Genomic DNA, 25,967 nt, shown 5'->3' on the forward strand with positions numbered 1-25,967 from the left:
AGAGGGAGGGGCCCACGCCCTAGCGGGCGCGGGCCCCTCCCTCTCCCCTCAAGGGAGAGGGGATGGTAGCCGTCGGTCTTTCGGGACCGGCCCACCGCTTGGCGGCTTTACGGGGCTGTGGTAAGCGGAATGGCGCCTTACGACCCACCGCGCGGGCGACACGAGGACGGCTGAAATGACCGACGGCATGTTGCGCTTTCACATCACCCCCGAGCGGCCGGGCGATGCCGAGGCGATCGAGCCGCTGCTCGACCGGACGTTCGGCGAAGCGCGACGTCAGAAGACCGTCTACCGCCTGCGCGCGGGGGTGCGGCCGGTGCCGGAGCTGTGCTTCGTAGCCACCGACGACGCCGGCGAGCTGCTGGCGAGCCTGCGGTTCTGGCCGATCCGCGTGGACGGGCAGGGCGAACCGCCCGCTGACGGGCCGCAGGCGATCCTGCTGGGCCCGCTGGCGGTCGCGCCGAAGCAGCAGGGCCGCGGCGTCGGCCGGGCGCTGGTGCGCCAAGGCCTGGACACCGCGCGGCGGATGGCGGTCGATCTGTGCGTCGTGGTCGGCGAGCCGGAGTACTACCAGCCCTATGGCTTCGTGCCGGCCACGCCGCAGGGCCTGATCCTGCCCGGCCCGGTCGAGCCGCGGCGCTTCCAGGTGCTGGAGCTCAAGCCCGGCGCGCTCGAAGGCGTGCGCGGCCGGATCCGCGCCGACCGCCGCTACGCCAAACAGGCCGCAACGGCCGGGAGGCCCCTTCGCCGGGCGTGATCCGTACGCGCCTCAGGATCCGCGCGACGATGAGTCCTGAGCGAACGAGTCCATCGGGTGGGCTCGCCGCGCCCGCACCCCACCGTGCCGGTCCCCGGCGGCGGCAAAGGCGGCTGGCTCGCGCGAAGCCACCCCACGAAGGGCTCTTTGGCACGGGCCTGAGCTCCCGTGTGGCGTGCTTCGACACGCCAGCCTACGGCTGGCTACTCAGCATGAATTGCATTTAAGTCTTTGAAAAACCTACAGCTTCATCCTGAGTAGGACGCCGCAGGCGTGCGTGTCGAAGGACCTCATACGAGCGCCCGACGAACTGAACGGATCGCCCCGTCCGATCAACCGGAGGGGACCCGCCGGTGCCCCGTGACAACACGCGGCTACGGATTAAGCCGCAGGATTTCCGCGTTCAGCACCGTCGCGAAGCAGAGCCAGGCGAGGTAGGGCAGCAGCATCACGCCGGCCGGCCGGCTGATCTGCCAGAACGCGACCGTGGTTGCCAGCAGCGCCAGGATCAGCGCGATCACGTCGATCAGCGCCAGCAAGATTTCGCCCTCCCCGAAGAACAGCGCCGACCAGGCGAAGTTGAGCGCGAGCTGGGTCAGGAAGCAGGCGAGCGGCCAGCCGAACGTGCCCGGAACGCTGCGCCGCCAGGCCTGCCAGCCGGCCAGCGCCATCAACAGGAAGATCGCCGTCCAGGCGATCGGGAAGGCGACGTTGGGCGGCGTGAAGCCCGGCTTGGCGAGATCGGCGTACCAGCCCTCGATCGCGGGCTGGGTGACCGAGACGCTGGCGCCGTAGACCGCGAACACCAACGCCAGGAAGGCGGCCAGGATCAGCGCCTGCCGGCCGCGGGAGCGCCGCGCGGGGGTGGCGGCCTGCATGGTATTGGCGGCTGTCTCGGCGGTCATGACGGTTACTTGCCCTCCCGGAACCAGGCGGCGACCAGGGTGCCGAGCACGAGCATGAGCGCGAGCACGGCCGGCAGCAAGGGCACCTCCATCACGCCGGCCACCCGGTAGTCGCGGTTGGCGTCCAAGCCGATCCAGCCGGGCCCGGCGCTGTCGCGGTCGGGATCGACCTTGCGCACCCGCGGCGTGCCGTCCGCGATCCGGACATGGCTGCCGCCGCTCGCCTCCACCAGCGGGTTCAGCCGCGCGCGGGTGGAGCGCACGTCGCGGTACTCCAGCGGGTTCGGCGGGCCGGCGGCGGCGACGGCGGTGCGCGTGCCGTCGGTGAGTTCGTAGGTGCCCAGCTGGTCGACCGGCAGGGTCGCGGTGGCGCGGCCGTCCTGGCCGGGGTCGAGCTGCAGCGTCTTGGTACTGCCGTCGGGCAGCGTGACCTCGACCGGCGGCAGCTCGGTCTCCAGCGAGCGGCGCTCGACGATCATGCGGTCGCCCTCGACCCGGGCGCGCAGCGCCTCCTCCTCCAGCTCCGGCTCCTTCATCAGCCAGTGCGCCACCCGGCGCATCAGTTCGGCCTGCGGGCCGCCGCCCTGGTAGCCGCGCGCCCACAACCAGGCGTGATCGCTCATCAGTTGCGCCACGCGGCCCTCGCCGACCCGGTCGAGGATCAGGAGCGGCCGGTCGCGCACGCCCTCCATGACGACGTCGCCGGACTGCACGTTGACGTTCAGATGCCGGAACCAACGGCCCCAGTCGGCCTCCGCGTTGGGCCCCCGGGAGCCGGTCAGGCCGCGGGTCACCGGATGGCGGGTGCCGAGTTCGGTCACCTGCGGCTTGAATCCCTGCTCGTAGATCTCGCCGGTCGGTCCGCCCGGCAGCACCCGGCCCAGCGGCGTGCGGTAGAGCGACATCCGGCTGGCGAAGCTGGGGCCGGCCGCCTCCAGAAGCGCGCCCCCGTTGCGGACGTACTCTGCGACGTTGTCGAGGTAGAGCGCCGGCAGCACGCCCCGGCGCTGATAGCGGTCGAACACAATCAGGTCGAACTCATCGATCTTGACCTGGAACAATTCGCGCGTCGGGAACGCGATCAGCGAGAGTTCCCGGATCGGCGTGCCGTCCTGCTTCTCCGGCGGGCGCAGAATGGTGAAGTGGACCAGGTCGACCGACGGGTCGGACTTGAGCAGCGAGCGCCAGGCCCGTTCGCCGGCGTGCGGCTGGCCGGAGACCAAGAGCACGCGCAGCCGGTCGCGCACCCCGTTGATCACGATCGCCGCCCGGTTGTTGGTCAGGGTCAGTTCGCGCGGGCCTTCCGCGACCTCCAGCTCCAGCACGTTCTGCCCGCGGTGGGTCAGTTCGACCGTGATCTCGGTCTCCTGACCGACCGGAACGGTGCGGGTGCGCGTTTCTTCGCCGCCGCGGGTTAGGCGCAGTTCCGCCGTCGACGGGCCGCCCTCCGGCGCGGACAGGTCCTCGACCTTGACGGTGAAGCTGATCTCCCGGCCGACGATGCCGTAGCCCGGCACCTCATCCACCGTCAGCCGCCGGTCGCCCTCGTCCTCGCGTCCGGTCATCAGGTGGTGCACCGGCGCGTCGATCTCCAGCGCCTTCAGGCTTTCGGGCACGTCGTGAATCTGCCCGTCGGACACCACCACCAGCCCGGCCAGGCGCTCGCGCGGGATTTCCGCCAGCGCGCGGGCGACGTCGTCGAACAGCCGGGTGCCGCCCTCCTGGCTCGGCCCGTCGGCGCGGCCGGCGCGGATCACCCGCACCTGCGTGTTCTCCAAGTCCGCCAGTTCGCCGTCGAGCGCGTCGATCGCCCGGTCGACCTGAGCCTGGCGGTCCTCGAGGCGGTTGCTGGCGCTGTCGTCGACCGCGACCAGCGCGATGTCGGGCAACACCTCCCGCTGCTCGCGGATCAGCGAGGGGTTGGCGAGTACCGCCAGGATCGCGGCCAGCGCCAGCGCGCGCCAGATTGCCCCGCGGGCCCGCCGCCAGCCGGCGACCGCGATCGCCAGCGCGCTCAGCACCGCGAGCGCGATCACCACCGGCCAGGGCACCAGCGGCGCGAAGGCGAGGGTGGTGGCGTTCAGCATCGCCGTAGCTCCCGGTTTCGTGCCGTCATTGGCCCAGCCGCTCCAGGATCGCGGGGATGTGCACCTGGTCGGCCTTGTAGTTCCCGGTCATGGCGTACATCACCAGGTTCACGCCGACCCGGAAAGCCATTTCGCGCTGGCGTTCGCCGCCCGGCGTGACGGCGAAGCGCGCCCGGCCGGCCTGGTCGATCGCCCAGGCGCCGGCGTAGTCGTTGTAGCCGACCAGCACGCTCGCCACGTTATCGCCGTCGCCGCCGCCGGCGCTGGTGTCCTCGACCCAGAGCTGCCCGCCGTCGTACCGGCCCGGGAAGTCGTTCAGCAGGTAGAACGCCTTGGTCAGCACGTGCTCCGGCGGCACCGGCTTGAGCGGCGGGATGTCCAGGTTGCGGGTCAGCGCGCGCAGCGCCTGCCCGGCGCCGGACAGGCCGCCGCCCAGGTTGACCCCCGGCGTCGGATCGCGCAGGTCGAACAGGATGGTGCCGCCGTTGGCGAGATAGTCGTTGACCTTGCGCTCGACCCGGGTGCTGAGCGGCGCCTGCTGGTCGGTGACCGGCCAGTACAGCAGTGGGAAGAACGCCAGCGGATGCTCGTCCAGGCGCACCGGCAGCGGGGCCGCCGGCTCGATCGAGGTGCGCGCGGTCAGGGTACGCGACAGCCCGCGCAGGCCCTGTTCGGAGATCCGGTCGACCCGGTCGACCCCGGTCACGACGTAGGCGAGGCGGGTGTCCAGCGTCGCCTTCAGGGCGTAGCTCTCCGGAGCGTCGCCGCCGCCGGATTGTGCCAGGGCTGGCGCCGGCGCGAGCGCCACCGCGAGCAGGATCGCCGCGGCGCCGCCACCTGCCGCGCGCGCGGCCCGCCGGCCCATACCGTCGCCGCCGGCGGGGCCGAACAGGCCGCGCAGCAGCAGCGCGATCCCGAGGTCGATCAGCAGCAGAACCAGGGCTGCCACCAGCAGCCAGGGGCCGAAGCGCTGCTCCGGCTCCGCCTGGAAACCGCTCACCTCGACCCCGGCCGGCAGGGCGGTCAGCGGGCGCGCGTCGCCCACGGCCGGGCCCAGGTTGTGCGCCCGGCGCTGGCCCTCCAGCCCGTACAGGCCGGGCGGATGCGCGGCGCTGATGGCGTTGGTCTCCAGCGCCTGCGTCGACAGCGCCTGCACGCTGGCCGGCGCGGGGCCGAGCTGGCCGAACCCGTCGAGGACGCTGGACGGCGGCAGCGGGCCGGTATCCGCCGTTTCCGCCACGCCTTCGCCGACCGAGACGATCCGCCGGAGCATCTGCACGAACAGGCCCGACAGCGGCAGGTTCGACCACTGCGCGTTGGCGGTGGTGTGCACCAGCACCACCCAGCCATCGCCGCGCTGGTCGGCGGTGACCAGCGGCGTGCCGTCGGCCAGCCGGGCCCAGGTCTTCTCCCCCAGCTCCAGCGACGGCTGTGCCAGCACCTGCCGCTCGATGGTCAGCTCGTCCGGCACCGAAAGGCCGGCGAACGGGCTGTCGGCGGGAAAATCGGCGAGCTTGGGCGGGCTGCCCCAGCTCATCGTGCCGGACAGCGCGCGCCCGCCGCGGCGCAGGCGCACCGGCAGCAGCGGCGTGCCCTCGCCCGCGCGCGCTTCCGGTCCGGTCAGCTCGCGTGCCAGCTTCGGCCCGGCGAAGCGCAGCAGCACGCCGCCGCGCTCGACCCAGGCACGCGCCTGGTTGCGCAGGTCCGCGCGCAGCGCGCCGCGGTCGGACAGCACGATCATCGCGCGGTCCTGGGCCAGCAGCTCGCTCAGGTTGCCGCGCGTCACCTCGGCGTAGGGGGCGAGGGCGCGTTCCAGATAGTAGACCTCGGACAGCAGCGGCTGGGCGTCCGCCTGGGCGCTTTCGGTCACCAGGCCGACCGGACGGCGCTGCCAGCGCGAGTCCAAGAGCGCGACGCTGGCGGCGGTGTTTTCGCCCTGCACGCCGACCCGGGTGATCCGGTTACGCAGTTCCAGCGGCAGCTCGAAGGTGGCGGTGGCAACTCGACTGCCGTCGTCGAAGCTGGCCTCGGCGGTGGCGACCAAGCGGCCGCGTTCGTCGCTGGCGATCACGGTGCGCGCGGTCTGACCGCGCGCGGCCGCGCGGCGCACCTGCACCTTGAGGTCGGTGCCGCTGCGCGAGGGCGGCAGCACGCTGACCGGGAGGTCGGCCGGCTCCGGGCGCATCAGCTCGAGCCGGCCCAGGCGCTGCAGGCGGCTGGCCAGCGCTTCGGTCTCCGGCGTCTGCAGCCCGTCGTTGAGCCAGACGACGTGGGCGCTGCCGTCGATTTGCAGGTCCTCGACCACGCTCCGCGCGGCCGCGTAGTCGCTGGGCCAGGGATGGGGCTGCAGCGCGCGGATGCGTTCGCGGGCGCGTTCCGGGCGCAGCAGGTCGCTGGCCGCGAGCGGCGCGTCGGGACGGGCCGGCGCCGTCGTCAGCAGGCGCACCCGGCGCTGTTCGCGCGCGGCGCGGTCGAGCTGGGCCTCGGCGACCTGCATGCGCTCCGACCAGGTCTTGGCCGACGCCCAGCCGTTGTCGATCACCAGCACCAGCGGCCCGCTGCCCGACAGCTGGGTGGCGGGGTGCATCACCGGGCCGGCCAGACCGACGATCACCAGCGCTGCCGCGAGCAGGCGCAGCAGCAGTAGCCACCAGGGCGTGCGCGCCGGGGTCTCCTCCGTCGGCGCCAGGCCGAGCAGCAGGCGGATCGCGGGGAACCGCTGCGTCTTCGGCGCCGGCGGGGTGACGCGCAACAGGAACCACAGGGCCGGCAGCGCCAGAAGCGCCAGCAACAGCCATGGCTGAGCGAAGGCGAGGGAGCCTAGAGCTGCCATGCGGGCCTAATCAACCTCCGTTGGTGCGGCGATCGCGTCGAAACGCGCGGGGCCGGCCGCTAAACGTGCTGGGCCAGCGCGCTGTAGACCGCCAGCAGCGCGGTTTGCGGCGAGCGGTCGGTGCGATGCCAGGTGCAACGCCAGCCGGTCCGCCGGGCGATCTCGCGGATCGCGTCGGTCTGGGCGGCCAGCTGATCGCGGTACTGCGCGCGCACCCCCTCCGCGCGCGACAGCAGCCATGGGCGCTCCCCCTGCAGGCCCTCGAAGCGCACGCGCCCGGAATACGGCAGCGTCTCCTCCGCGGGGTCGAGCACCTGGACCAGATGCCCCTTCACCCCGCGTTCGGCGAAGCCGCGCAGGCTGCGCTCGATGTCCGCCGGATCGGCCAGGAAGTCGCCCAGCAGCAGCACCTGGCCGTAGCGCGGCAGCGGTTGCGTCGCCGGCAGGTCGCGCGCCGCGTCCGGCTGCTCGCGGCGCAGGATCTCGCTCAGCCGCACCAGCGTGCCGCGGTTCGCCGCCGGCGGCAGCCCGGTACCGAGCAGGCTGACGTGCTCGCCCGCCCGGATCATCAGGGTCATCAGCGCCAGCATCAGAAGCTCGGCACGCGCGCGCTTGGTCGGCAGCTTGGTCGAAGAGCGCCAGTCCATCGACGCCGAGCCGTCGCGCCAGCACCAGACCGACTGCGCGGCCTCCCACTCCATCTGGCGGACGAACACGCGGTCGGCCTTGGCGGTCTGGCGCCAGTCGATCGACTGCGGCGAGTCGCCCGGCTGGTAGTCGCGGAACTGCCAGAACGCCTCGCCCTGACCGACCCGCCGGCGGCCGTGCACGCCCTGCGCCACGCTGGCGGCGACCCGCTCGGCGTGCAGCAGCAATGGCGGCAGCGCCGCGGACAGCTGCTCGGCGCGCTGGCGCGGCGACAGCGTGGTCGGGCTCATGCCGCGCCCTCCAGCCGGGGGTGCGACAGCGGCCGTCGCGGCGGCGGGCGGACGCCCGCCTGGGCGATGCAAACCGGGGCTGCCATCACTGCAGCGGCTGGCACAGGCGGTCGATCAGGGCGTCGAGCAACTGGCCTTCCGCCCGCGCGGCGAAGGTCAGCGCCATGCGGTGGCGCAGGATCGGATGCGCGAGTTCCAGGACGTCGTCGACCGACGGCGCGAACCGCCCCTCCATCAGCGCCCGGGCGCGCACCGCCAGCATCAGCGCCTGGCTGGCGCGCGGGCCGGGGCCCCAGGCGACCTGCTCCGGTACTTCCGGGATCGAACTGGTTTCCGGCCGTCCCTGGCGGACCAGCTGCAGGATCGCCTCGACCACGCTTTCGCCCACCGGCACGCGGCGCACCAGCTGCTGCGCCTCCATCAACTGTTGCGTGGTCAGCACGTTCTCCGCCTTGCTATCCTGCGCACCGGTGGTGGCGACCAGCATTTGCCGTTCGGCGTCGATGTCGGGATAGCCGACGTCGATCTGCAGCAGGAAGCGGTCGAGCTGCGCTTCCGGCAGGGGGTAGGTCCCCTCCTGCTCCAGCGGGTTCTGGGTCGCCAGCACGTGGAACGGCTCCGGCAGGCTGTGGCCGTGGCCGGCGACGGTCACCTTGCGCTCCTGCATCGCCTGCAACAGGGCGGACTGGGTGCGCGGGCTGGCGCGGTTGATCTCGTCGGCCATCAGCAGCTGCGAGAAGATCGGCCCGGGAATGAACCGGAAGGCACGTTTGCCCTCCTCGGTCTCCTCCAGCACCTCGGAGCCCAGAATATCGCTCGGCATCAGGTCGGGCGTGCACTGGACCCGCCGCTCTTCCAGGCCGAACACGGTGCCCAGGCTCTCCACGAGCCGGGTCTTGGCCAGCCCGGGCACGCCGATCAGGAGCGCGTGACCGCCGCATAAAAGCGTGATCAGCGTTTGATCGACGACCTCCTGCTGGCCGAAGATCACCTGTCCGACCGACTGCCGTGCGGCCTTGAGACGGCCGCCCAGCTGTTCAATCTCCTGAGCAAGGCGATGGTCGGACTGCGCTTCGGCCTGCGAAGCGGACGGATCGGTGGTGGTCGTGTTGGCCGACAAGACGACGTCCTCCATCGCCATGAACCGGAAAGACGGATCGCCGGAAGCACGCGAGGCATGCCGCCGATGAACGCTTACTTTACGAGAATAGTGCCAAGCGCCGTGCCTGACGAGGGGGGCGGCGGCGCGCACGCGCACGGCGCCGCCGCCGACGGCACGCAAATCGGCACTCTATCTGGGATTCAGCCCGGCGAATTCGCGATCACCCGCGACGGGACCTGGTGGCACGACGGCAAGCCGATCCCCCGGCGCGAGCTGGTCAAGCTGTTTGCCACCGTGCTCCGGCGCGAGGCCGACGGCGGCTTCGCCCTGGTCACCCCGGCCGAGCGCGCCCGGGTGCACGTCGAGGACGTCCCGTTCCTGGCCGAGGAGCTGGAGGTCACCATCGAGGGCGGGCGGCAGGTCCTGAGCTTGCGCACCAACGTCGACCGCTGGGTCGCGGCCGGACCCGACCGTCCGATCTGGGTCGAACAAGCGCCTGACAGCGACGAGCCGGCACCGTATATTCGGGTTTCCGACGGGCTGGACGCGCGACTCGTGCGCTCGGTGTTCTACCAGCTGGCCGAATTGGCGGAGTTTGGCCCCGCCGACGGGCGTTCGGGCGCCGAAACCGCCCCGAACCAACAGGGACAGGAGGTCCTGGGCGTATGGAGCCGCGGCACGTTCTTTCCGCTGGACACAACCAGGGCGGCGTGAGCGCCGAGCCGCCCGACCTTGCCCGTCTGCGCGCGCGGATCCGTGCGCACAGCCCGCTGGGCGGCGCGCATCCGGTGCGGCGCGGGCCGCAGCGGCGCGGCGACGACGATCTGAACCCCGGGATGATCGATCCCGCGGCCGCGTTCACCGACGCCGCCGTGCTGGTCGCGCTGGTCGCGCGGCGCGACGGGCCGCACGTGCTGCTGACCCGGCGGACCGCGCACCTGAATGCGCACGCCGGGCAGTGCGCCTTCCCCGGCGGCCGGATCGAGGCGTGGGACGCCAGCCCGGAATCCGCCGCCCTGCGCGAGGCGCAGGAGGAGGTCGGCCTGGACCCGGATGGCGTGGAGATCCTGGGCCAGCTCGATACCTACCTCGTGCGCACCGGCTACCGCGTGACGCCGATCGTCGCCCTGATCGAGCGCCCGCAAGCGCTCAGGGCCGACGGCTACGAGGTCGACGCGGTGTTCGAGGTGCCGCTGGCCTTCCTGATGCGCCCGGACGCGCGCCGGCTGGACAGCCGGACCGACCGCGGCCGGGAACGCTTCTTCTACGTGTTCGACTACGGCGACTACGACATCTGGGGCGCGACCGCCGGCATGCTGGTCAACCTGGTCGAGGTGCTCGGTCGGGAAGCCTGACCGGGCGGACTGGCGCGCCGCGCGTGCGCAGCTATATCGGCGGGTGAGCCGCGGCACCACTGGCCCCCGTACCACTGGCCCCGCCGCACCACTGGTCAAAGCCCTCGTGCAAGACCGAGGCCGCGAAACCGAGGGCGAGACGCACCGCCGATGCTCAAGAAGTTCCTTACGATCGTCCTGCCGATCGCGCTGCCGTTCCTGGTCTATTGGGGCTACGTGCTGGTCGCGCGCTGGCGGGCGCGCAGGACCGGCGGGGCGGAGCGCGACATCCCCTGGCCCTGGGCGGTCCTGACGCTGGTCGGCGTGGTGCTGATGGTCTCCATCCTGGTCGGCTACCGCATCCTGGGCGAACAGGCGAACCCGGACCAGCAGATCATTCCGGAGCGCTACATCGACGGTGAGGTGCGGGACAGCGAGGTCGTCGACGACCAGGGCAGCTCGCGCGGCGGCACGCCGGCGGGGGAGTAGGCGCCAGAGTCGGCTCTCGCATGCCCTTCCTCCGCCAATCTGATCCCCTTCTTCCAGTGGGAGGGGATAATTTGGGACCGAGCCCACACGGACTTTGTCACGGGCGCCCTGGCGCGCTTACAACCAGCCCCATGCAGCCCGCCGGTACAATTCCCCCGCAGGACTGGATGACCGCGCCGGCGACGCGCGCGGTGCTCGACGCGCTGACCGCGGACGGGCAGACCGTGATGTTCGTCGGCGGCTGCGTGCGCGACGCGCTGATCGGCCGGCCGGTGGGCGACATCGACATCGCCACCCCGGACCCGCCGGAGACGGTCACCGCCCTGTTGCAGCGCGCCGGCCTGAAGGCGGTGCCGACCGGGATCGAGCACGGCACGGTGACGGCCGTCAGCGGCCACCGGCCGTTCGAGATCACCACCTTGCGCGAAGACGTCGAGACCTACGGCCGGCACGCCCGCGTCGCCTTTACCGACGACTGGACCGCCGATGCCGCCCGGCGCGACTTCACCATGAACGCGATGTTCTGCGCGCCCGACGGCACCGTCTACGACCCGTTCGGCGGCTGGGACGACCTTGTGGCGGGGCGGGTGCGCTTCGTCGGCAAGGCCGAGGACCGGGTGCAGGAAGACTATCTGCGCCTGCTGCGGTTCTTCCGCTTCTACGCCCGCTACGGGCGCGGCGCACCGGACGCCGACGCGCTCCGCGCGGCCGAGCGGCACGCCAGCCAGTTGACCACGCTCGCGGCCGAGCGGATCCATCACGAACTGCTGAAGTTCCTGGAAGCCGCGAACCCCGGGCCCGCCGCCCGGGTCATCCACGACCACGGCATCCTGCAGCCGGTCCTGCCGGAGGCGCGCCACGCCGAGCGGCTGCGCGCGCTGGCGGCGGTCGAGCGCGAACTGGGCGTGATCATCGATCCGCTGCGCCGGATGGCGGCTTGGCTCGACCTGCGGGAAGCGCACCGGCTGGGCGCGCGGCTTCGGCTGTCGAACAAGCAGGACCGGCACCTGCGCCAGCTGGCCGCGCCGGCGGAGACGGTGCGCGCCGACATGGCGCCCCGGGACCTGCGCCGGCCGCTGCACCGGCTGGGCCGGGATCTGGTGCGCGACCTTTACCTGCTGGCCGCCGCCGAGCGGTCGGCGGCGGGCGAGCGACTGGACGCGGCGGCCCTGGCGGCCGGGCTGCGGGAGATCGAGGCGTGGCAGCCCAAGCGCCTGCCGGTCGACGGCGGCGACGTGAAGGCGCTGGGCGTGCCGCCCGGTCCGCGGATCAAGCAGTTGCTCGACGCGCTCGACGCCTGGTGGGTCGACCGGGACTTTCAGCCCGGGCGCGCGGCCTGCCTGGCGGAGCTGCGCCGCCGCGTGGCCGCCGAACACCCCGGCGGGTAGCGGCTACCCGTTGGCGGCGAACTGGTCGTAGGCGCGCAGCGCCTCGCCGCCGTAGACCATCGACGGCCCGCCGCCCATGTGGATCGCGGTCGCCACCGCCTCGGCGATCTCCTCGCGGCTGGCGCCGTGCTTGATCGCCGACTTGGTGTGCGCGGCGATGCAGCCGTCGCAACGCAGCGATACCCCGATCGCAAGCGCGATCAGCTCCTTCATCTTGGCGCTCAGCGCGCCGTCCGTGTAGGTCGCCCTGCCCATCTGGGCGAACCCCTTCATCAGCTCGGGCGCGGCCTGGCGCAGCAGCTGCGCGTTCTCGCTGACTTCCTGCGCGGTCGTCGGGTAGTCGTTGGCCATGGCTGTCTGTCTCCGTTCGGTTCGGAAGTGTGGTGGTAGGTCGGCGGTGACGCCGGCGGCAGGTGCGCTTTCACGGTTTTGAATATGTCAGGTGCGGGCGGGGTTCAAGCGCGTCACGTCAACGCGGCAATGTGTGGGCCCGGCCCGCATGGGTTCGCGTGGGGAGCTTTGGGACGTCAAAGTCGCGGTCTGGGTGGGGATGGGCGGCGCCGCCGCACGCAGGTCCCCGTCTGATAACGGGCATGGCTTGACCGGTTCTGCAATTTAAGGTTAATGCCTGAGATACGTGTGTCGGTCGTAGTCAGCGGGGGAACACGACCTTTGGTTCTTGACATCTTTGTCATATCCGGCGACATTATTGGGGTCGCTGCGGCTCATGGCTGACCGGCCGATGCCGATCAACGTGCGCAGCGACCAGCCTCACGGGGACCGGCTCGAGAGACAGCTCGTCGGCTTGCGCGGCGAGCGACGCACGCAGTTCCTGCACACGCTGCAGCGGATGAACGACAACCGGATCCCGGCTGCCGACTGCGCCGAGGTGCTGAACGCCCGCTACGAGACCTATCCGATCAATCTGGGCGATGGCGGGCTGGTGCTGCTCGCCGATCTGAACAGCGCGAATGGGGGCTGGACGTTGCTGGACATTGTGATGGTCGGAACGCCGGATAACGTCACGTTGAAGCAGGGCCGGAGCCTTGCAATCCCGGAGGTTGCCCCGGCTGACGTGCCGGTGCGCCTGTACGACGCGTGCTGTACCGCCCACGGACTGACCGCGCCGGCGCGCGAGCGTCACGGCGACCGGCGGCGTTGAGCACGCGGCGCCGACGCGCCGGAGGCCAGGCTGCGCGCCCGCGCCCGGCCGGCGCGGCCCAGTTGACCAGGCGAACGAACCTAAGCGGTAGACAGGTGAACCAGATGATCGACGATGCCGAGGACGCGCACGACAGCGGAATCGAAACCCCGACCGACCGCCAGGGTCGCCAGGATCGCCGGGTCGGCGCCGGGGCGTCCGCGGACGCGTTGCGGGCCGAGATTTTCGCCCGCGACCCGAAGGCGCGGGAAGATTGGGACAGAAGCGAACCGCGCCGGCGGCTGGCCGACGCCCTGCTGGCTGCCCGCAAACGCGCCGGTCTGAGCCAACTCGATGTCGCCCGTAGCGCGGACTGGAACCAGACGCACGTCGCACGGATGGAATCCGCGACCGGTCCATGGCCGACGCGGGGCAGCCTCAACAGCTACATCCGGGCCTGTGACCCCTCGGCGACCGTGGGCCTGGTGATCGCCCATGCGGAAGGCGAGTTCGTCCAGATCGACGCGGCCGTCGCCTTCGGTAACCAGGCGATCGACCGGAGCCTGGAGACGTTGACCAACGCGCGGCTGGCGGAGCCGGTCGCGAAAGCCGCGGCGGCGGCAGGCCCGCAAGCCGCGAAGTCCGGCAAGATGCGACACGCCAAGCGGGACTGACCGGATGCCGTTTCAAGAGATCGCGCTGGTGTGCGGTCTTCTGGGCATGATCGGCTTGATGCGCCCGGCTCTGAAGGCCGACGCGTTCGCCAAGCGCGAAAGCGAATTGGCCGAGGCCGTTCTGCACAGCAAGACCGATGACTTCATCAAAGAGATGCTGAACAAGCGCGCCGGCCGCCCGCCGCCGTCCTGGTCGCGTCTGGACAGCCTTGCCCTGCGCGGCGGCTATGGTTTGCTCGCCGTCTCCTACGTCATTCAGCTTTCGACGTAGCGGCGGCGGGCCCGCCGGGCCGCCTGTTGCCTATGGCCAGGCGGCCATCGGGGGCAGGGACATCAGGATCGCTTCCGGATTGCCGCCGGTCTTGAGGCCGAACTGGGTGCCGCGGTCGTAGACCAGGTTGAACTCGGCGTAGCGGCCGCGGTGGATCAGCTGTTGGCGGCGGTCCGCGTCGGTCCAGGGCTGGTGCATGCGCCGCCGGACCAGCTGCGGGAAGATCTCCAGGAAGGTGGTGCCGACGTCCTGGGTGAACGCGAAGTCCGCCTCCCAGTCGCCGGAATTCAGGTAGTCGTAGAAGATCCCGCCGACCCCGCGCGCCTCGCCGCGATGCTTGTTGAAGAAGTAGTCGTCGGCCCAGGCCTTGTAGCGCTCGTGGTCGGCGACCTCGTGCCGGTGGCAGCAGTCCGCCAGGGCCTGGTGGAAGTCCAGGGTGTCGTCGTCCTTGACCAGGGCCGGGTTCAGGTCGGCGCCGCCGCCGAACCAGCTGCGGGTGGTGACGATGTGGCGGGTGTTCATGTGCACCGCGGGCGCGTGCGGGTTCCACATGTGCGCGACCAGCGAGATGCCCGCGGCCCAGAAGCGCGGCACCTCCTCCGCGCCCGGAATCTGCGCGGCGAACTCCGGGGAGAAGTTGCCGGAGACGATCGAGATGTTGACCCCGACCTTCTCGAACACCCGGCCGTGCATCACCGCCATGGTACCCCCGCCGGGGTCGTCGACGCTGGTGTCCGACCGGCTCCAGGAGGTGCGCTGGAAGCGGCCTGGTTCGAGCTCGCCCATCCGCGCGGCCGTCTCGCCGGACAGTTCGTCCTCCAGCCGCTCGAATTCCGCGCAGATCCGGTCGCGCAGCTCGGCGAACCATTCGGTGGCCCGGTGCTGGCGTTCGGAGATCGCGCCCACGCCCTGCGGGCTGACTTGGCTGGCCGGGCTATCCTGGCTGGTGTCGGCGTCGCTCACGGGCTCTGGCCTTCTTCGTTCTGGGTCGGATCGCTCTCGGTCGGCCGCGCCGGGTCCGCGGGTGCGCCGGCCGCGACCGGGAAGCCGCCGGTCTGGCGCAGCGCCTCCCCGGCCACCATCGCCGCGGCGAGCGCGACGTTCAAGCTGCGCATGCCGGCCGCCAGCGGAATCCCGATCCGCGCCTGCGCGCGCGCGTGCACCTCCGGCGGCGCGCCCGCGCTTTCCCGGCCCAGCAGCAGCACATCCTCCGGCCGAAACGCGAAATCGACGTAGGACGTCTCGGCGTGGGTGGTCAGCAGCACGAGCCGCCCGGGCCGCGCTGCCAGGAAGCGGTCGAACGACCGGTGCCGGCGGAGGTCCATGTCGTGCACATAATCCATGCCGGCGCGCTTCAAGCGCTTGTCGTCGAGCTGGAAGCCCAGCGGCTCGATCAGATCGACGCCCAGCTGGAGGCACGCCGCGAGCCGCAGCAGCGTGCCGGTGTTCTGCGGGATATCGGGTTGGTAGAGCGCCAGTCGCATGGCCGGGAATCGAGGTCGCAGGGGGCGTTCGGGGCTTTGCGTTTGCCGGGCAATTCCTCTATACGAGGGCGCGACTTTGCCTGCTCGGGGTGTGGGCTGCGCTAGCATGTCGCATCCACGCGCCTTGGCATAGCCCTAGCTTTCGGCCTTGCGCGCCGAGTAGTTTGGCCGGATGGATTTTGACTGCCAATATCTCGGTGCGCCTTGTGCGGGCCAAGGGCACCCTTAGGAAGCCAGCAAGGGAATGTGAGTCACAATGGCGAACACGGCGAATACCGGGCAGAAGGGCGGCGGTTCCTCGCGCCGCGACTTTCTGTACCTCGCCACCGGCGCCGTCGGCGCCGTGGGCGTCGGCGCCGCGGCTTGGCCGTTCATCGACCAGATGAACCCCAGCGCGGCCGTACTGGCGCTGTCCACGACCGAGGTCGACCTGAGCCCGATCTCCGCGGGCATGGGCATCACCGCCATGTGGCGGAGCAAGCCCGTGTTCCTGCGCAAGCGCACCCAGGCCGAGATCGAGCAGGCGCGCTCGGTCGACCTGAGCGCGCTGCCGGATCCGCAGCCCGACAAGGCGCGCGTCAAGCAGCCGCAATGGCTGGTCGTGATCGGTATTTGCACCCACCTCGGCTGCATTCCTCTGGGCAACAAGCCGAGCGAGCCGCGCGGCGACTACGGCGGCTGGTTCTGCCCGTGCCACGGCTCGCACTACGACACTTCCGGGCGGATCCGTAAGGGCCCGGCGCCGACCAATCTGGAGGTGCCGACTTACGAGTTCGTCAACGACACGACGGTCAAACTCGGGTAGGGGAACGGCCACATGGCAAGCGACTACCAGACGCCATACAAGGGCGTGCTGGGTTGGCTCGACGACCGGCTGCCGGTCATCAACTTCGCCGACCAGCATCTGCGCTTTTATCCCACGCCGAAGAACCTGACCTACGCCTGGAACTTCGGCTCGCTCGCCGGCATCGCCCTGGTGATCATGATCGTCACGGGCATCGTCCTGGCGATGCACTATACGCCGCACACCGAGTACGCGTTCGCCTCGATCCAAAAGATCATGCGCGACGTCAACTACGGTTGGCTGCTGCGCTATATCCACATGAACGGGGCCTCGTTCTTCTTCATCGTGGTCTACATCCACATCTTCCGCGGCCTGTACTACGGCTCCTACAAGCAGCCGCGCGAGGTGCTGTGGGGCCTGGGCGTGATCATCCTGCTGTTGATGATGGCGACCGCGTTCATGGGCTACACCCTGCCCTGGGGTCAGATGAGCTTCTGGGGCGCCACGGTGATCACCAACCTGTTCTCCGCGGTGCCGGTGTTCGGCGACGAGATCACGCGCTGGCTGTGGGGCGGCTTCGCCGTCGGCAACCCGACGCTGCAGCGCTTCTTCTCGCTGCACTACCTGCTGCCGTTCCTGATCGTCGGCGCGGTCATGCTCCACCTGGTGGCGCTGCACCGCTACGGCTCCAACAACCCGACCGGTATCGAGCCGAAGGGCAAGCAGGACCAGGTGCCGTTCCACCCGTATTACACGGTGAAGGACCTGTTCGGCCTGGGCGTGTTCCTGATCGCGCTCTCGCTGTTCGTGTTCTACGCGCCGAACTACCTCGGCCACGCCGACAACTACATCCCGGCCGACCCGCTGGTGACGCCGGCGCACATCGTGCCGGAATGGTACTTCCTGCCGTTCTACGCGATCCTGCGCGCGATTCCGGACAAGCTGGGCGGCGTGATCGCGATGTTCGCCTCGGTCCTGGTGCTGTTCGTCCTGCCGTGGCTCGACCGCAGCCGGGTCCGCTCGGGCAAGTACCGGCCGATCTTCAAGCAGTTCTACTGGCTGCTGGTGCTGGACGTCCTGGTGCTCGGCTACGTCGGCGCGATGCCGGCGGAGGGCATCTGGATCCCGATCGGCCGGGTGGCGACGGCGTACTACTTCGCCTACTTCCTGGTCATCCTGCCGCTGCTGGGCGTGTTCGAGCGGCCCAAGCCGCTGCCCAACAGCATCTCCGACCCCGTCATCAAGGGTGGCGGACAGCCTGCTGGCGCAGCCGCGAAGCCGATGGAGAAAGCGTAACCGCCATGAAGAAGCTGTTTGCCGCACTGGCGATGGCCGCGACCATGGGCCTGGCCTCCGGGCCGGCCCACGCGGCCGAGGCCACGCCGATCCCCGAGCACACCTGGCAGTTCGAGGGCATCTTCGGCACCTTCAACCGCGCCTCCGCGCAGCGGGGGCTGCAGGTTTACAATCAGGTCTGCTCCAGCTGCCACGGGATGAAGTACGTCGCCTTCCGCACGCTGAAAGACCTGGGGTACAGCGAGGACCAGGTGGAGGCGATCGCCGCGCAGTACACCGTCACCGCCGGCCCGAACGACCAGGGCGAGATGTACCAGCGGCCGGCCGAGCCGACCGACACCTTTCCGTCGCCCTACGCCAACAGGCAGGTGGCGATGAACGCCAACAACGGGGTTTATCCGCCGGACCTGTCGGTGATCACCAACGCCCGGCCCGGCGGGGCGGAGTACATCCGGGCGCTGCTGATCGGCTACAAGGAGCCGCCAGCGGACGCCAACATGTCGCCGGGGCAGTACTGGAACAAGTACTTCCCGGGCCACAAGATCGCCATGCCCCAGATGCTGGTCGACGGCGCGGTCGACTACCAGGACGGCACTCAGGCGACCGCCTCGCAGATGGCCCACGACGTGACCACCTTCCTCCACTGGGCCTCCAACCCGCACATGGAGGAACGCAAGCGCATGGGCATCAAGGTAATCCTGTTCCTGATCGTCCTGACCGGCCTGCTCTACGCCGTCCAGCGCAAGGTCTGGTCGGACGTGAAGAAGTAGCTTGATGCGCCGCTTTTAAGGCCGAAACGCAAAAGGGCCGCATCCGGACACCGGGTGTGGCCCTTTTTCATGGGTCCCAGTCGATGGCACGGGCCGGGCTTGCGTCCGCGTTGTGCGAGCGGTTAGGTGACGACTGAAAGTCCAGGGGCAACGACACCGGAAACACCGTCTCATGACAGAGCCCGGCACCCCGCCCGTGATCGGCGTGATCGGCGGCAGCGGCGTCTACGATATCGAGGGGCTGGCGAATCCCGAGTGGATCACGGTCGACAGCCCGTTCGGTCCGCCCTCCGACCAGTTGCTGACCGGGGAGTTGGACGGACAGAAGGTGGTGTTCCTGCCGCGCCACGGCCGCGGCCACCCGCTGCCGCCCAGCCGGCTCAACTTCCGCGCCAACATCGACGCGCTGAAGCGCGCGGGCGTCACCGAGATCCTGTCGGTCTCCGCCGTCGGCTCGCTGAAGGAGGAACTGACGCCCGGGACCTTCGTGCTATGCGACCAGTTCATCGACCGCACGACCGAGCGTGCGCGCTCCTTCTTCGACGCCGGCCTGACCGCGCACGTCTCGCTCGCCGAGCCGACCTGCACGCGGCTGATGGACGTGCTGCAGCAGGGCGCCGAGACCGAGGGCATTCCAGTCCATCGCGGCGGCACCTACCTGTGCATCGAGGGCCCGCAGTTCTCCACCCGGGCGGAGAGCGAGCTCTATCGCCAGTGGGGCTGCGACGTGATCGGCATGACCAACATGCCGGAAGCCAGGCTCGCGCGGGAGGCCGAGCTCTGCTACACCACCATCGCGATGGTGACCGACTACGACTGCTGGCACGACGACCACGACAACGTGTCGGTGGAGGCGGTGATCGAGGTGCTGATGGCGAACGCCGACAAGGCGCGTGGACTGGTCCGCCGCGCCGTGCCGGCGCTGGCCGGGCGCGGCCAGGCGTGTCCGCGGGGGTGTCAGCGGGCGCTCGACAATGCCATCATCACCCAGGCGCACGCCCGCGACCCGGAGCTTGTCCGCAAGCTGGACACGGTCGCCGGGCGGGTGCTGGCCGGCTGACGGACATCCGGTCGGCGGCGCGCGCGAGGGTTCGAGACGGGGCAAGGTCCGGACAATTACGTCCGGGGGAGTGACGACCGATGCAGGTCGACGGCGTAGCCTACCGCACGATTTGGCCGGCCCGGGACGGGCGGGCCGTGGAGATCATCGACCAGACCCGGCTGCCGCACAGCTTCGAGACGGCCCGGCTGGAGACGGTCGACGACGCGGCGCACGCGATCCGCGCGATGCGGGTGCGCGGTGCCCCGCTGATCGGCGCCACGGCCGCCTACGGCCTGTGGCTGGCGCTGCGCGCCGATCCTTCTGACGCCGGCCTGGACGCCGCGGCGGAGACGCTCGTCGCCACCCGGCCGACCGCGATCAACCTGCGCTGGGCGGTCGACGCCGTGGTGCAGGACGTGCGCCCGCGCCCGCGGAGCGAACGCGCCGAGGCCGCGTTCGCCAAGGCGGGCGCGATCTGCGACGAGGACGTGGCGATCAACCGTGCGATCGGGGACCACGGACTGCACGTGTTCAGGCGCGCCTATGCCGCGAAGACCGGCGACGGGCCGCTCAACGTGCTCACCCACTGCAACGCCGGCTGGCTGGCGACGGTCGACTGGGGCACCGCGCTCGCCCCGATCTACATGGCGCACGACGCCGGCATCCCGGTGCACGTCTGGGTCGACGAGACGCGCCCGCGCAACCAGGGCGCGGCGCTGACCAGCTGGGAACTCGGTCGCCACGGCGTGCCGCACAAGGTGGTCGTCGACAATACCGGCGGTCTGTTGATGCAGCGCGGCCAGGTCGATCTGTGCATCACCGGGACCGATCGGACGACCGCCAGCGGCGACGTCTGCAACAAGATCGGCACCTACCTGAAGGCGCTCGCCGCCCGGGACAACGGCGTGCCGTTCTACGTCGCCCTGCCGGGCCCGACGATCGACTGGAGCCTGGACGACGGCGGCCAGATCCCGATCGAGCAGCGCGACGGGCGCGAGGTCACGCATCTGACCGGCATGACCGACCGGGGCCGGATCGAGACGGTGCGCGTCACCCCGCCGGACTCCGAGGCCGCCAACTACGGCTTCGACGTCACGCCCGCGCGCCTGGTCACCGGCCTGATCACCGAACGCGGCGTGGCCGACGCCAGCCGTGACGGGCTGCTCGGTCTCTACCCCGACCGCGCGCGCCCGGCGGCGGAATAGACGCGTTTGCGATGTGATGGACAATCCCGACCTCAGACAGGCGATCTGCGACACCGCCCGGCGGATGAACGCGGCGGGGCTGAACCAGGGTGTCAGCGGCAACCTGTGCGCGCGCACGCCGGACGGGGCGCTGCTGCTGACCCCGTCGGCCACGGCCTACGAGACGATGGGGCCGGCCGACGTCGTGCGGATGGAGATGGACGCCAGCTGGTCGTGCCCGGCCGCGGGCCGGCGGCCGACCACCGAGTGGCGCTTCCACCGCGACATCCTGCACGCCCGGCCCGAGGTCGGCGCGGTCGTGCACGTGCATTCGCCGTGCGCCGCCGCGCTGTCCTGCCATCGCATCGGCATTCCGCCGTTCCATTACATGATCGCGCTCGCCGGCGGCAACGACATCCGCTGCGCCCGCTATGCCACCTTCGGCACGCAGGCGCTGTCGGAAGCCGCGCTGGACGCACTCGCCGACCGCAAGGCTTGTCTGCTCGCCAACCACGGGCTGCTCGCCCTGGGGCCCAACCTGGATAAGGCGCTTGCCATGGCGGTCGAGGTCGAGACGCTGGCCGCGCAGTATTGGCGCGCCCGCCAGCTGGGCGAACCGGTGCACCTGAGCGACGCCGACATGGCCGAGGTGCACGCCAAGATGCAGCATTACGGCAGCACCGCCGATCCGGGGCACGGCAACGACGCGCATCCCGACGAGGCGCATTCCGACGCGGCGCCGCGCGCGGCCGGAGCCCGGCCGTGAGCCCGGCCAGCCCGAACGGCCCGCCGCCGCGCGAGCGCCCGGTGCAGGGGCTGGACCATCTGCTGATCGTGACGCACGATCTGGAAGCGGCGCGCAAGACCTACCAGCGGCTCGGCTTTCGGCCCGCGCCGCGCGGCCGGCACATCGGCTGGGGCACGGCGAACTACTGCCTGATGCTGGAGCAAGGCTACCTGGAGCTGCTCGGCATCGTCGACGACAGCCAGTTCCTGAACGGTCTGGACGGGACGCTGGCGACCCGCGGGGAGGGGCTGTCCGCCGCCGCCTTCACCGGCGCGGACCTGGAGCGCTCCGCCCGGCTGCTGCGCGACTCCAACGTCGACGTGGGCGCGCCGCAGGACCTGAAGCGCACGATCGAGGCGTCCGGCGGCGAGCTGCTGCCGCGCTTCCAGCTGCTGCACCTGCCGCGCGAGGCGACCCCGGGCCTGCCCGCCTTCATCTGCAAGCACCTGACCCCGGACCTGGTCTGGCAGCGCAGCTGGATCGACCAGCCGAACGGCGCCCGGCGGATCGCGGGCCTGACCGTGGTGGTCGACGACCCCGGCGCGGTCGCGGTGCCCTACGCCGACATCTTCGGCTTCCGGTCGGTCACCAATACCGACAACCTGGTCAGCGTCGACTGCGGCGGCTGCCGGCTGCGGTTCACCGATGCCGACGGCCTGCTCGCCCTGCATCCCCAGGCGCGCGCGTTCACCTCGCCGCCGCGGCCGGGCCCGGTCGCGATGCAGGTCGAGGTCGCGGATAAAGCCGCGACCGCGAGCGTGCTGCAGGCGGGCGGCGTCGCCTTCGAGCGCGACCGCGACGGCCCGCTGCACGTCCCGGCGAGCGAGGCCAACGGCGTCATGCTGGATTTCGTCTGACACCGGCGCCCGCGCCCGCCCCATCCCGACCCCGGAGCCCATTCGGCCTTGGCCACCCAGATCACCGTCCGCTTCGCGCCCAGCCCGACCGGCTACCTGCAGCTCGGCAACGCCCGCACCGCCCTGGTCAACTGGCTGTTCGCGCGCCAGCACGGCGGCACGTTCCTGCTGCGGCTGGACGATACCGACCACGCCCGCGGCGACGAGACCTACGTGGCGGCGATCCGGGAGGACCTGACCTGGCTGGGGCTGAACTGGGACCAGGAGTTCCGGCAGAGCGGCCGCATCGCGCGCTACCAGGAGGCGCTGCGCCAGCTGGAGGCGGCCGGGTATATCTACCCCTGCTACGAAACCGAGGAGGAGCTGGAAGCCAAGCGCAAGGCGCAGGCGGCGCGGCGGCAGGCCCCGGTCTACGACCGCGCCGCGCTCGGCCTGACGGCCGCGGACCGGCAGGCATACGAGGCCGAGGGGCGCACGCCGCACTGGCGCTTCAAGCTGGAAGGCGGGCAGGTCGCCTGGGACGACCAAGTGCGTGGCCGGCAGAGCGTCCAGGCGGGCTCGGTCTCCGACCCCGTGCTGATCCGCGCCGACGGCCGGCCGCTCTATACCCTGACCAGCGTGGTCGACGACCTGGACTCCGGGGTCACCCACGTGATCCGGGGCGAGGATCACGTCACCAATACCGCTGCCCAGATCCAGCTGTTCCAGGCGCTGGGCGGGATCGCGCCCGGGTTCGCGCACCTGCCGCTGCTGCTCGACGCCAGCGGCGAGAAGCTGTCCAAGCGCACCCAGGGCCTGTCGCTGCGCGACCTGCGCGCGGACGAGGTCGAGGCGATGGCGCTCAACAGCTACCTCGCCAAGCTGGGCACGCCCGATGCGATCGAGGAGCGTCAGAGCCTGAACGCCCTGATCGACGAGTTCGACCTGGCGCGCATGGGCCGCGGCGCGCCCAAGTACGACGGCGACGAGCTGATGCGGCTGAACGCCCGGCTGTTACACGCGACCGACTACGCCACCGTGCGCTCCCGCCTGGAAGCCCTCGGCCTCGACGACGCCGACCGCGACTTCTGGGAGACCGTGCGCCCGAACCTGACCCGCCTGTCGGACGCCCGGCAGTGGTATCAGGTCTGCCGCGGCACGGTGCAGCCGGTGGCGGAGGAGCCGGACTACCTCGCCACCGCCGCCGAACTGCTGCCGCCGGAGCCCTGGGGCGAGACCACCTGGCAGCAGTGGACCGCGGCCCTGAAGCAGCGCACCGGGCGCAAGGGCAAGGCGCTGTTCCGCCCCTTGCGCCTGGCGCTCACCGGCATGGAGAAGGGCCCCGAACTCGCCCATTTCCTGCCCCTGATCGGCCGCGAGAAGGCGCTCAGGCGGCTGAACGGGGAGACGGCTTAGGGGGTTCGCCGCCCGTCGCTTCTTCCGGCTGCCCAGTTTCCTGGTTGTCCAGTCTCCCGGCTGCCCAGCCGGTTTGCAGAGCGCGGCAGCGGGTCCCCTCTCCGCCACTGGGGGGAGAGGGACAGGGAGAGGTGGCTTGCACGGCCGGGCGACTGGGGATGCCGCCAAGCGCCGCCGCGAGAGCGTCGATGCTGCAGGCAACCTCCTCTCCCTCGCCCTCTCCTCCCAGTGGAGGCGAGGGGATCAGTTGGGCGGCGGCGCTTACCCCCGCCCGCTTTCAAACCCTGCCAAAAAGCTCGCCAGGTTCGCGCCCAGGGCGTCCTGCAGGTAGCCGCCTTCCTGGATCAGCACGGTCGGCAGGTCGAGACGCGCGATCGCGCTTGCGATCTCGGCGAAGCCGTCGGTGGTCACAGCCAGGCCCTTGAGCGGGTCGCCCTCGTGCGCGTCCAGGCCGAGTGCGAGCACCAGCGCGTCCGGCTGGAAGGCGCGGATGCGCTTGACGCCGGCGTCGAGCGCTTCGAGCAGGCCGCGCGTGTCGGTGCCGCGGGCGAGCGGCAGGTTCAGGTTGCAGCCCAGGCCGTCCGCTTCGCCGCGTTCGTGCGCGTGCCCCCAGAAGAACGGGTAGAAGCGCACCGGGTCGGCGTGGACGGAGACGGTCAGCACGTCGCCGCGGGCCCAGAAGATGCCCTGCGTGCCGTTGCCGTGGTGGACGTCGATGTCGAGGATGGCGACCCGCGCGTGGCCGTGATCGCGCAGCCACTGCGCGGCGATGGCGCAGTTGTTCAGGAAGCAGAAGCCGCCCGCCATGTCGGTATAGGCATGGTGGCCGGGCGGCCGGCAGAGCGCGTAGGCATGCGGCGCGCCCTCGGCGACCAGCTGGGCGGCGGTGACCGCGATCTCCGCGCTCGCCACGGCGGCTTCCCAGGTCCCCTCGGAAATCGGGCAGGCGGTGTCGGCCTGGTGGAAGCCGGCCTGGCCGACCGCGCTCGCGGGGTAGCTGGCGGGCCAGCGGCCCTGCGGGTGGACGTTCGGGATGACCTCGTCGCTCGCCCCCGCGATCCGGCGCCAGCGGGGCACGATGTGCTCCAGGAATTGCAGATACTCGGGCGAGTGCACGGCGGCGGCCGGGCCGCGGCCGATCGCGCGCGGCGCCACCAGCTCGTGCCCGGCCGCGCGCGCGGCCTGGGCCAGGCGGCGCGCGCGCTCCGGCACCTCCGGGCTGTCCTGGACCGCGCCGTTCACCAGGAAGTGCTTGGGATGATGGCGTTCGTGGGCGTCGGACTGTACGACCCGCATGGCCCAATCGCTCCTTCGTTCAGGCGTGGTCCGAGATCAGAAGGCGACCCGGTCGGCGCCCTTCAGCTGCAGCATCTCCCGGGCCTCGTCGGGGGTGGCGGGTTCGAGCGACAGCTCCTCCAGGATCCGGCGGATCTTGGCGACCTGCTGGGCGTTCGACTGCGCCAGCTCGCCCTTGGCGATGTAGAGGCTGTCCTCCAGCCCGACGCGGACGTGGCCGCCCAGCACCGCGCCCAGGGTGACCAGGCGGATTTGGTGCCGCCCGGCGGCGAGGACGGAAAACCGGTAGGCGTCGCCCAGCACGGCGTCGGCGGTGCGCTTCATGTGCAGCAGGTTCTCCGCGCTGGCCCCGATGCCGCCCAGCACGCCCAGGACGAACTGCACGAACAGCGGCGGCACGACCAGGCCGCGCTCCAGGAAGTGACCCAGGGTGTGGATGTGGCCGACGTCGTAGCACTCGAACTCGAAGCGGGTGCCGTTGGCCTCGCCCAGGTCGGCCAGGATCGTCTCGATGTCGGCGAAGGTGTTCTTGAAGATGAAGTCGCGGGTGCCGGCCAGGTAATCCGGCTCCCAGCCGTGCTTCCACTCCGCGAACCGGTCGGCGGCCGGGAACAGGCCGAAGTTCATCGAGCCCATGTTGAGCGAGCACATTTCCGGCGCCAGCTGCCGCCCGGCGGCGGTGCGCTCGGCCACGGACATGTTGTGCCCGCCGCCGGTGGTGACGTTCACCACGGCGTCGGTGGCGGCCTTGATCCGGGGCAGGAACTGCCGGAAGACCTCGGGGTCCGGGGTGGGCCGTCCATCGGCGGGGTCGCGGGCGTGCAGGTGCAGGATCGCCGCCCCCGCTTCCGCCGCGCCGATCGCCTGGTCGGCGATCTGATCCGGGCTGACCGGCAGCGCCGCGCTCATCGTCGGCGTGTGGATCGAGCCCGTGACCGCGCAGGTGATGATGATTTTGTCGCTCGGCACGCCCGCTCTCCTCCCGGTGTTCTTGGTCTTCCGGCACGCCCCCGAAATCCCCTCTCCCTTGAGGGGAGAGGGAGGGGCCCGCGCCGCCTTGGCGGCGTGGGAGGGTGAGGGTGAGAGTCCCCGCTGCGCGCCGAGGAGTCCCCCTCGCCCTGTCCCTCTCCCGCGCTGGGGGGAGGGGACCCGC

The 25,967-nt window shown here is 71.1% G+C and carries 26 protein-coding genes; 16 read left to right on the forward strand and 10 right to left on the reverse strand.

All coding sequences use genetic code 11. The features are described from left to right. The first annotated feature begins 175 nt into the window (after positions 1–175). Entirely contained in the window at positions 176–757 is a 582-nt protein-coding gene (locus tag CKO28_RS12315) for a GNAT family N-acetyltransferase (RefSeq protein WP_242480519.1), read from the forward strand. A gap of 374 nt (positions 758–1,131) precedes the next feature. Here CKO28_RS12315 and CKO28_RS12320 read toward each other — a convergent pair whose 3' ends face one another. The 5 genes from CKO28_RS12320 to CKO28_RS12340 all read right to left on the reverse strand — a co-directional run bounded on the left by CKO28_RS12320 (position 1,132) and on the right by CKO28_RS12340 (position 8,640). Then, a complete protein-coding gene (locus CKO28_RS12320) occupies positions 1,132–1,662 on the reverse strand; it encodes a TspO/MBR family protein (RefSeq protein WP_200341083.1) in 531 nt (176 codons plus the stop codon). 5 nt (positions 1,663–1,667) lie between these two features. Continuing rightward, complete coding sequence (locus CKO28_RS12325) at positions 1,668–3,749, reverse strand: hypothetical protein (RefSeq protein WP_200341084.1); 2,082 nt, start codon at positions 3,747–3,749, stop codon at positions 1,668–1,670. Positions 3,750–3,774: 25 nt separating this feature from the next. Beyond that, a complete protein-coding gene (locus CKO28_RS12330; protein WP_200341085.1) occupies positions 3,775–6,582 on the reverse strand; it encodes a DUF4159 domain-containing protein in 2,808 nt (935 codons plus the stop codon). A gap of 59 nt (positions 6,583–6,641) precedes the next feature. After that, positions 6,642–7,520, reverse strand: a complete 879-nt coding sequence (locus CKO28_RS12335; protein ID WP_200341086.1) for a DUF58 domain-containing protein — start codon at positions 7,518–7,520, stop codon at positions 6,642–6,644. 85 nt (positions 7,521–7,605) lie between these two features. Further along, positions 7,606–8,640: an AAA family ATPase gene (locus tag CKO28_RS12340; protein WP_242480520.1), complete on the reverse strand. Its 1,035-nt coding sequence runs from the start codon at positions 8,638–8,640 to the stop codon at positions 7,606–7,608. Between the two features lie 102 nt (positions 8,641–8,742). Between CKO28_RS12340 and CKO28_RS12345 the strand changes: the two genes are divergently transcribed. The 4 genes from CKO28_RS12345 to CKO28_RS12360 all read left to right on the forward strand — a co-directional run bounded on the left by CKO28_RS12345 (position 8,743) and on the right by CKO28_RS12360 (position 11,833). Then, positions 8,743–9,336 carry a DUF1285 domain-containing protein gene (locus CKO28_RS12345; protein WP_200341088.1) on the forward strand — a complete coding sequence of 198 codons (594 nt, stop codon included), beginning with the start codon at positions 8,743–8,745 and terminating at the stop codon, positions 9,334–9,336. Next, on the forward strand, positions 9,333–9,977 hold the full coding sequence (locus CKO28_RS12350) for a CoA pyrophosphatase (protein WP_200341089.1): 645 nt from the start codon (positions 9,333–9,335) through the stop codon (positions 9,975–9,977). The genes CKO28_RS12345 and CKO28_RS12350 overlap by 4 nt, the downstream gene beginning before the upstream one ends. A 150-nt stretch (positions 9,978–10,127) precedes the next feature. Continuing rightward, positions 10,128–10,445 carry a hypothetical protein gene (locus CKO28_RS12355; RefSeq protein ID WP_200341090.1) on the forward strand — a complete coding sequence of 106 codons (318 nt, stop codon included), beginning with the start codon at positions 10,128–10,130 and terminating at the stop codon, positions 10,443–10,445. A gap of 167 nt (positions 10,446–10,612) precedes the next feature. Continuing rightward, on the forward strand, positions 10,613–11,833 hold the full coding sequence (locus tag CKO28_RS12360; RefSeq protein WP_242480521.1) for a CCA tRNA nucleotidyltransferase: 1,221 nt from the start codon (positions 10,613–10,615) through the stop codon (positions 11,831–11,833). A 3-nt stretch (positions 11,834–11,836) separates the two neighbouring features. Here CKO28_RS12360 and CKO28_RS12365 read toward each other — a convergent pair whose 3' ends face one another. Continuing rightward, entirely contained in the window at positions 11,837–12,184 is a 348-nt protein-coding gene (locus tag CKO28_RS12365) for a carboxymuconolactone decarboxylase family protein (protein WP_200341092.1), read from the reverse strand. Positions 12,185–12,575: 391 nt separating this feature from the next. On the opposite strand from CKO28_RS12365, the gene CKO28_RS12370 reads away from it, so the two are divergent. From CKO28_RS12370 to CKO28_RS12380, 3 genes are all read left to right on the forward strand, one after another. Then, entirely contained in the window at positions 12,576–12,995 is a 420-nt protein-coding gene (locus CKO28_RS12370) for a hypothetical protein (RefSeq protein ID WP_200341093.1), read from the forward strand. Between the two features lie 104 nt (positions 12,996–13,099). Continuing rightward, entirely contained in the window at positions 13,100–13,648 is a 549-nt protein-coding gene (locus CKO28_RS12375; RefSeq protein WP_200341094.1) for a helix-turn-helix domain-containing protein, read from the forward strand. Between the two features lie 4 nt (positions 13,649–13,652). After that, positions 13,653–13,919, forward strand: coding sequence for a hypothetical protein (locus CKO28_RS12380; protein WP_200341095.1), 267 nt, complete (start codon positions 13,653–13,655; stop codon positions 13,917–13,919). 30 nt (positions 13,920–13,949) lie between these two features. Here the strand turns inward: CKO28_RS12380 and hemF are convergent, their stop codons facing one another. Together hemF and CKO28_RS12390 are read right to left on the reverse strand one after the other, a co-directional pair. Then, positions 13,950–14,825 carry an oxygen-dependent coproporphyrinogen oxidase gene (hemF, locus tag CKO28_RS12385; RefSeq protein WP_200341126.1) on the reverse strand — a complete coding sequence of 292 codons (876 nt, stop codon included), beginning with the start codon at positions 14,823–14,825 and terminating at the stop codon, positions 13,950–13,952. Between the two features lie 53 nt (positions 14,826–14,878). Next, the gene (locus CKO28_RS12390; protein WP_200341096.1) at positions 14,879–15,403 is read right to left on the reverse strand and encodes a tRNA (cytidine(34)-2'-O)-methyltransferase; all 525 of its coding nucleotides are present in this window, start codon (positions 15,401–15,403) and stop codon (positions 14,879–14,881) included. A gap of 256 nt (positions 15,404–15,659) precedes the next feature. Here CKO28_RS12390 and petA point away from each other — a divergent pair, with 256 nt between their 5' ends. From petA to gltX, 8 genes are all read left to right on the forward strand, one after another. After that, positions 15,660–16,208: a ubiquinol-cytochrome c reductase iron-sulfur subunit gene (petA, locus tag CKO28_RS12395; RefSeq protein WP_200341097.1), complete on the forward strand. Its 549-nt coding sequence runs from the start codon at positions 15,660–15,662 to the stop codon at positions 16,206–16,208. Positions 16,209–16,220: 12 nt separating this feature from the next. Then, complete coding sequence (locus CKO28_RS12400) at positions 16,221–17,483, forward strand: cytochrome b (protein ID WP_200341098.1); 1,263 nt, start codon at positions 16,221–16,223, stop codon at positions 17,481–17,483. Between the two features lie 5 nt (positions 17,484–17,488). After that, positions 17,489–18,253, forward strand: coding sequence for a cytochrome c1 (locus CKO28_RS12405; RefSeq protein WP_200341099.1), 765 nt, complete (start codon positions 17,489–17,491; stop codon positions 18,251–18,253). A gap of 172 nt (positions 18,254–18,425) precedes the next feature. Further along, positions 18,426–19,313 carry an S-methyl-5'-thioadenosine phosphorylase gene (locus CKO28_RS12410; RefSeq protein ID WP_200341100.1) on the forward strand — a complete coding sequence of 296 codons (888 nt, stop codon included), beginning with the start codon at positions 18,426–18,428 and terminating at the stop codon, positions 19,311–19,313. Between the two features lie 80 nt (positions 19,314–19,393). After that, entirely contained in the window at positions 19,394–20,500 is a 1,107-nt protein-coding gene (gene mtnA / locus CKO28_RS12415) for an S-methyl-5-thioribose-1-phosphate isomerase (RefSeq protein WP_200341101.1), read from the forward strand. Positions 20,501–20,516: 16 nt separating this feature from the next. Further along, positions 20,517–21,245, forward strand: coding sequence for a class II aldolase/adducin family protein (locus CKO28_RS12420; RefSeq protein ID WP_200341102.1), 729 nt, complete (start codon positions 20,517–20,519; stop codon positions 21,243–21,245). After that, a complete protein-coding gene (locus CKO28_RS12425) occupies positions 21,242–22,123 on the forward strand; it encodes a VOC family protein (RefSeq protein ID WP_200341103.1) in 882 nt (293 codons plus the stop codon). The genes CKO28_RS12420 and CKO28_RS12425 overlap by 4 nt, the downstream gene beginning before the upstream one ends. 48 nt (positions 22,124–22,171) lie before the next feature. Beyond that, positions 22,172–23,518, forward strand: a complete 1,347-nt coding sequence (gene gltX, locus CKO28_RS12430; protein ID WP_200341104.1) for a glutamate--tRNA ligase — start codon at positions 22,172–22,174, stop codon at positions 23,516–23,518. A 261-nt stretch (positions 23,519–23,779) separates the two neighbouring features. Here the strand turns inward: gltX and CKO28_RS12435 are convergent, their stop codons facing one another. Next, entirely contained in the window at positions 23,780–24,814 is a 1,035-nt protein-coding gene (locus tag CKO28_RS12435; RefSeq protein WP_200341105.1) for a histone deacetylase family protein, read from the reverse strand. Between the two features lie 36 nt (positions 24,815–24,850). After that, the gene (gene kce, locus CKO28_RS12440; RefSeq protein ID WP_200341106.1) at positions 24,851–25,783 is read right to left on the reverse strand and encodes a 3,5-dioxohexanoate:acetyl-CoA acetone transferase; all 933 of its coding nucleotides are present in this window, start codon (positions 25,781–25,783) and stop codon (positions 24,851–24,853) included. Positions 25,784–25,967: the final 184 nt, after the last annotated feature.

The sequence above is a fragment of the Rhodovibrio sodomensis genome (assembly GCF_016583645.1).
Lineage (GTDB): Bacteria > Pseudomonadota > Alphaproteobacteria > Kiloniellales > Rhodovibrionaceae > Rhodovibrio > Rhodovibrio sodomensis.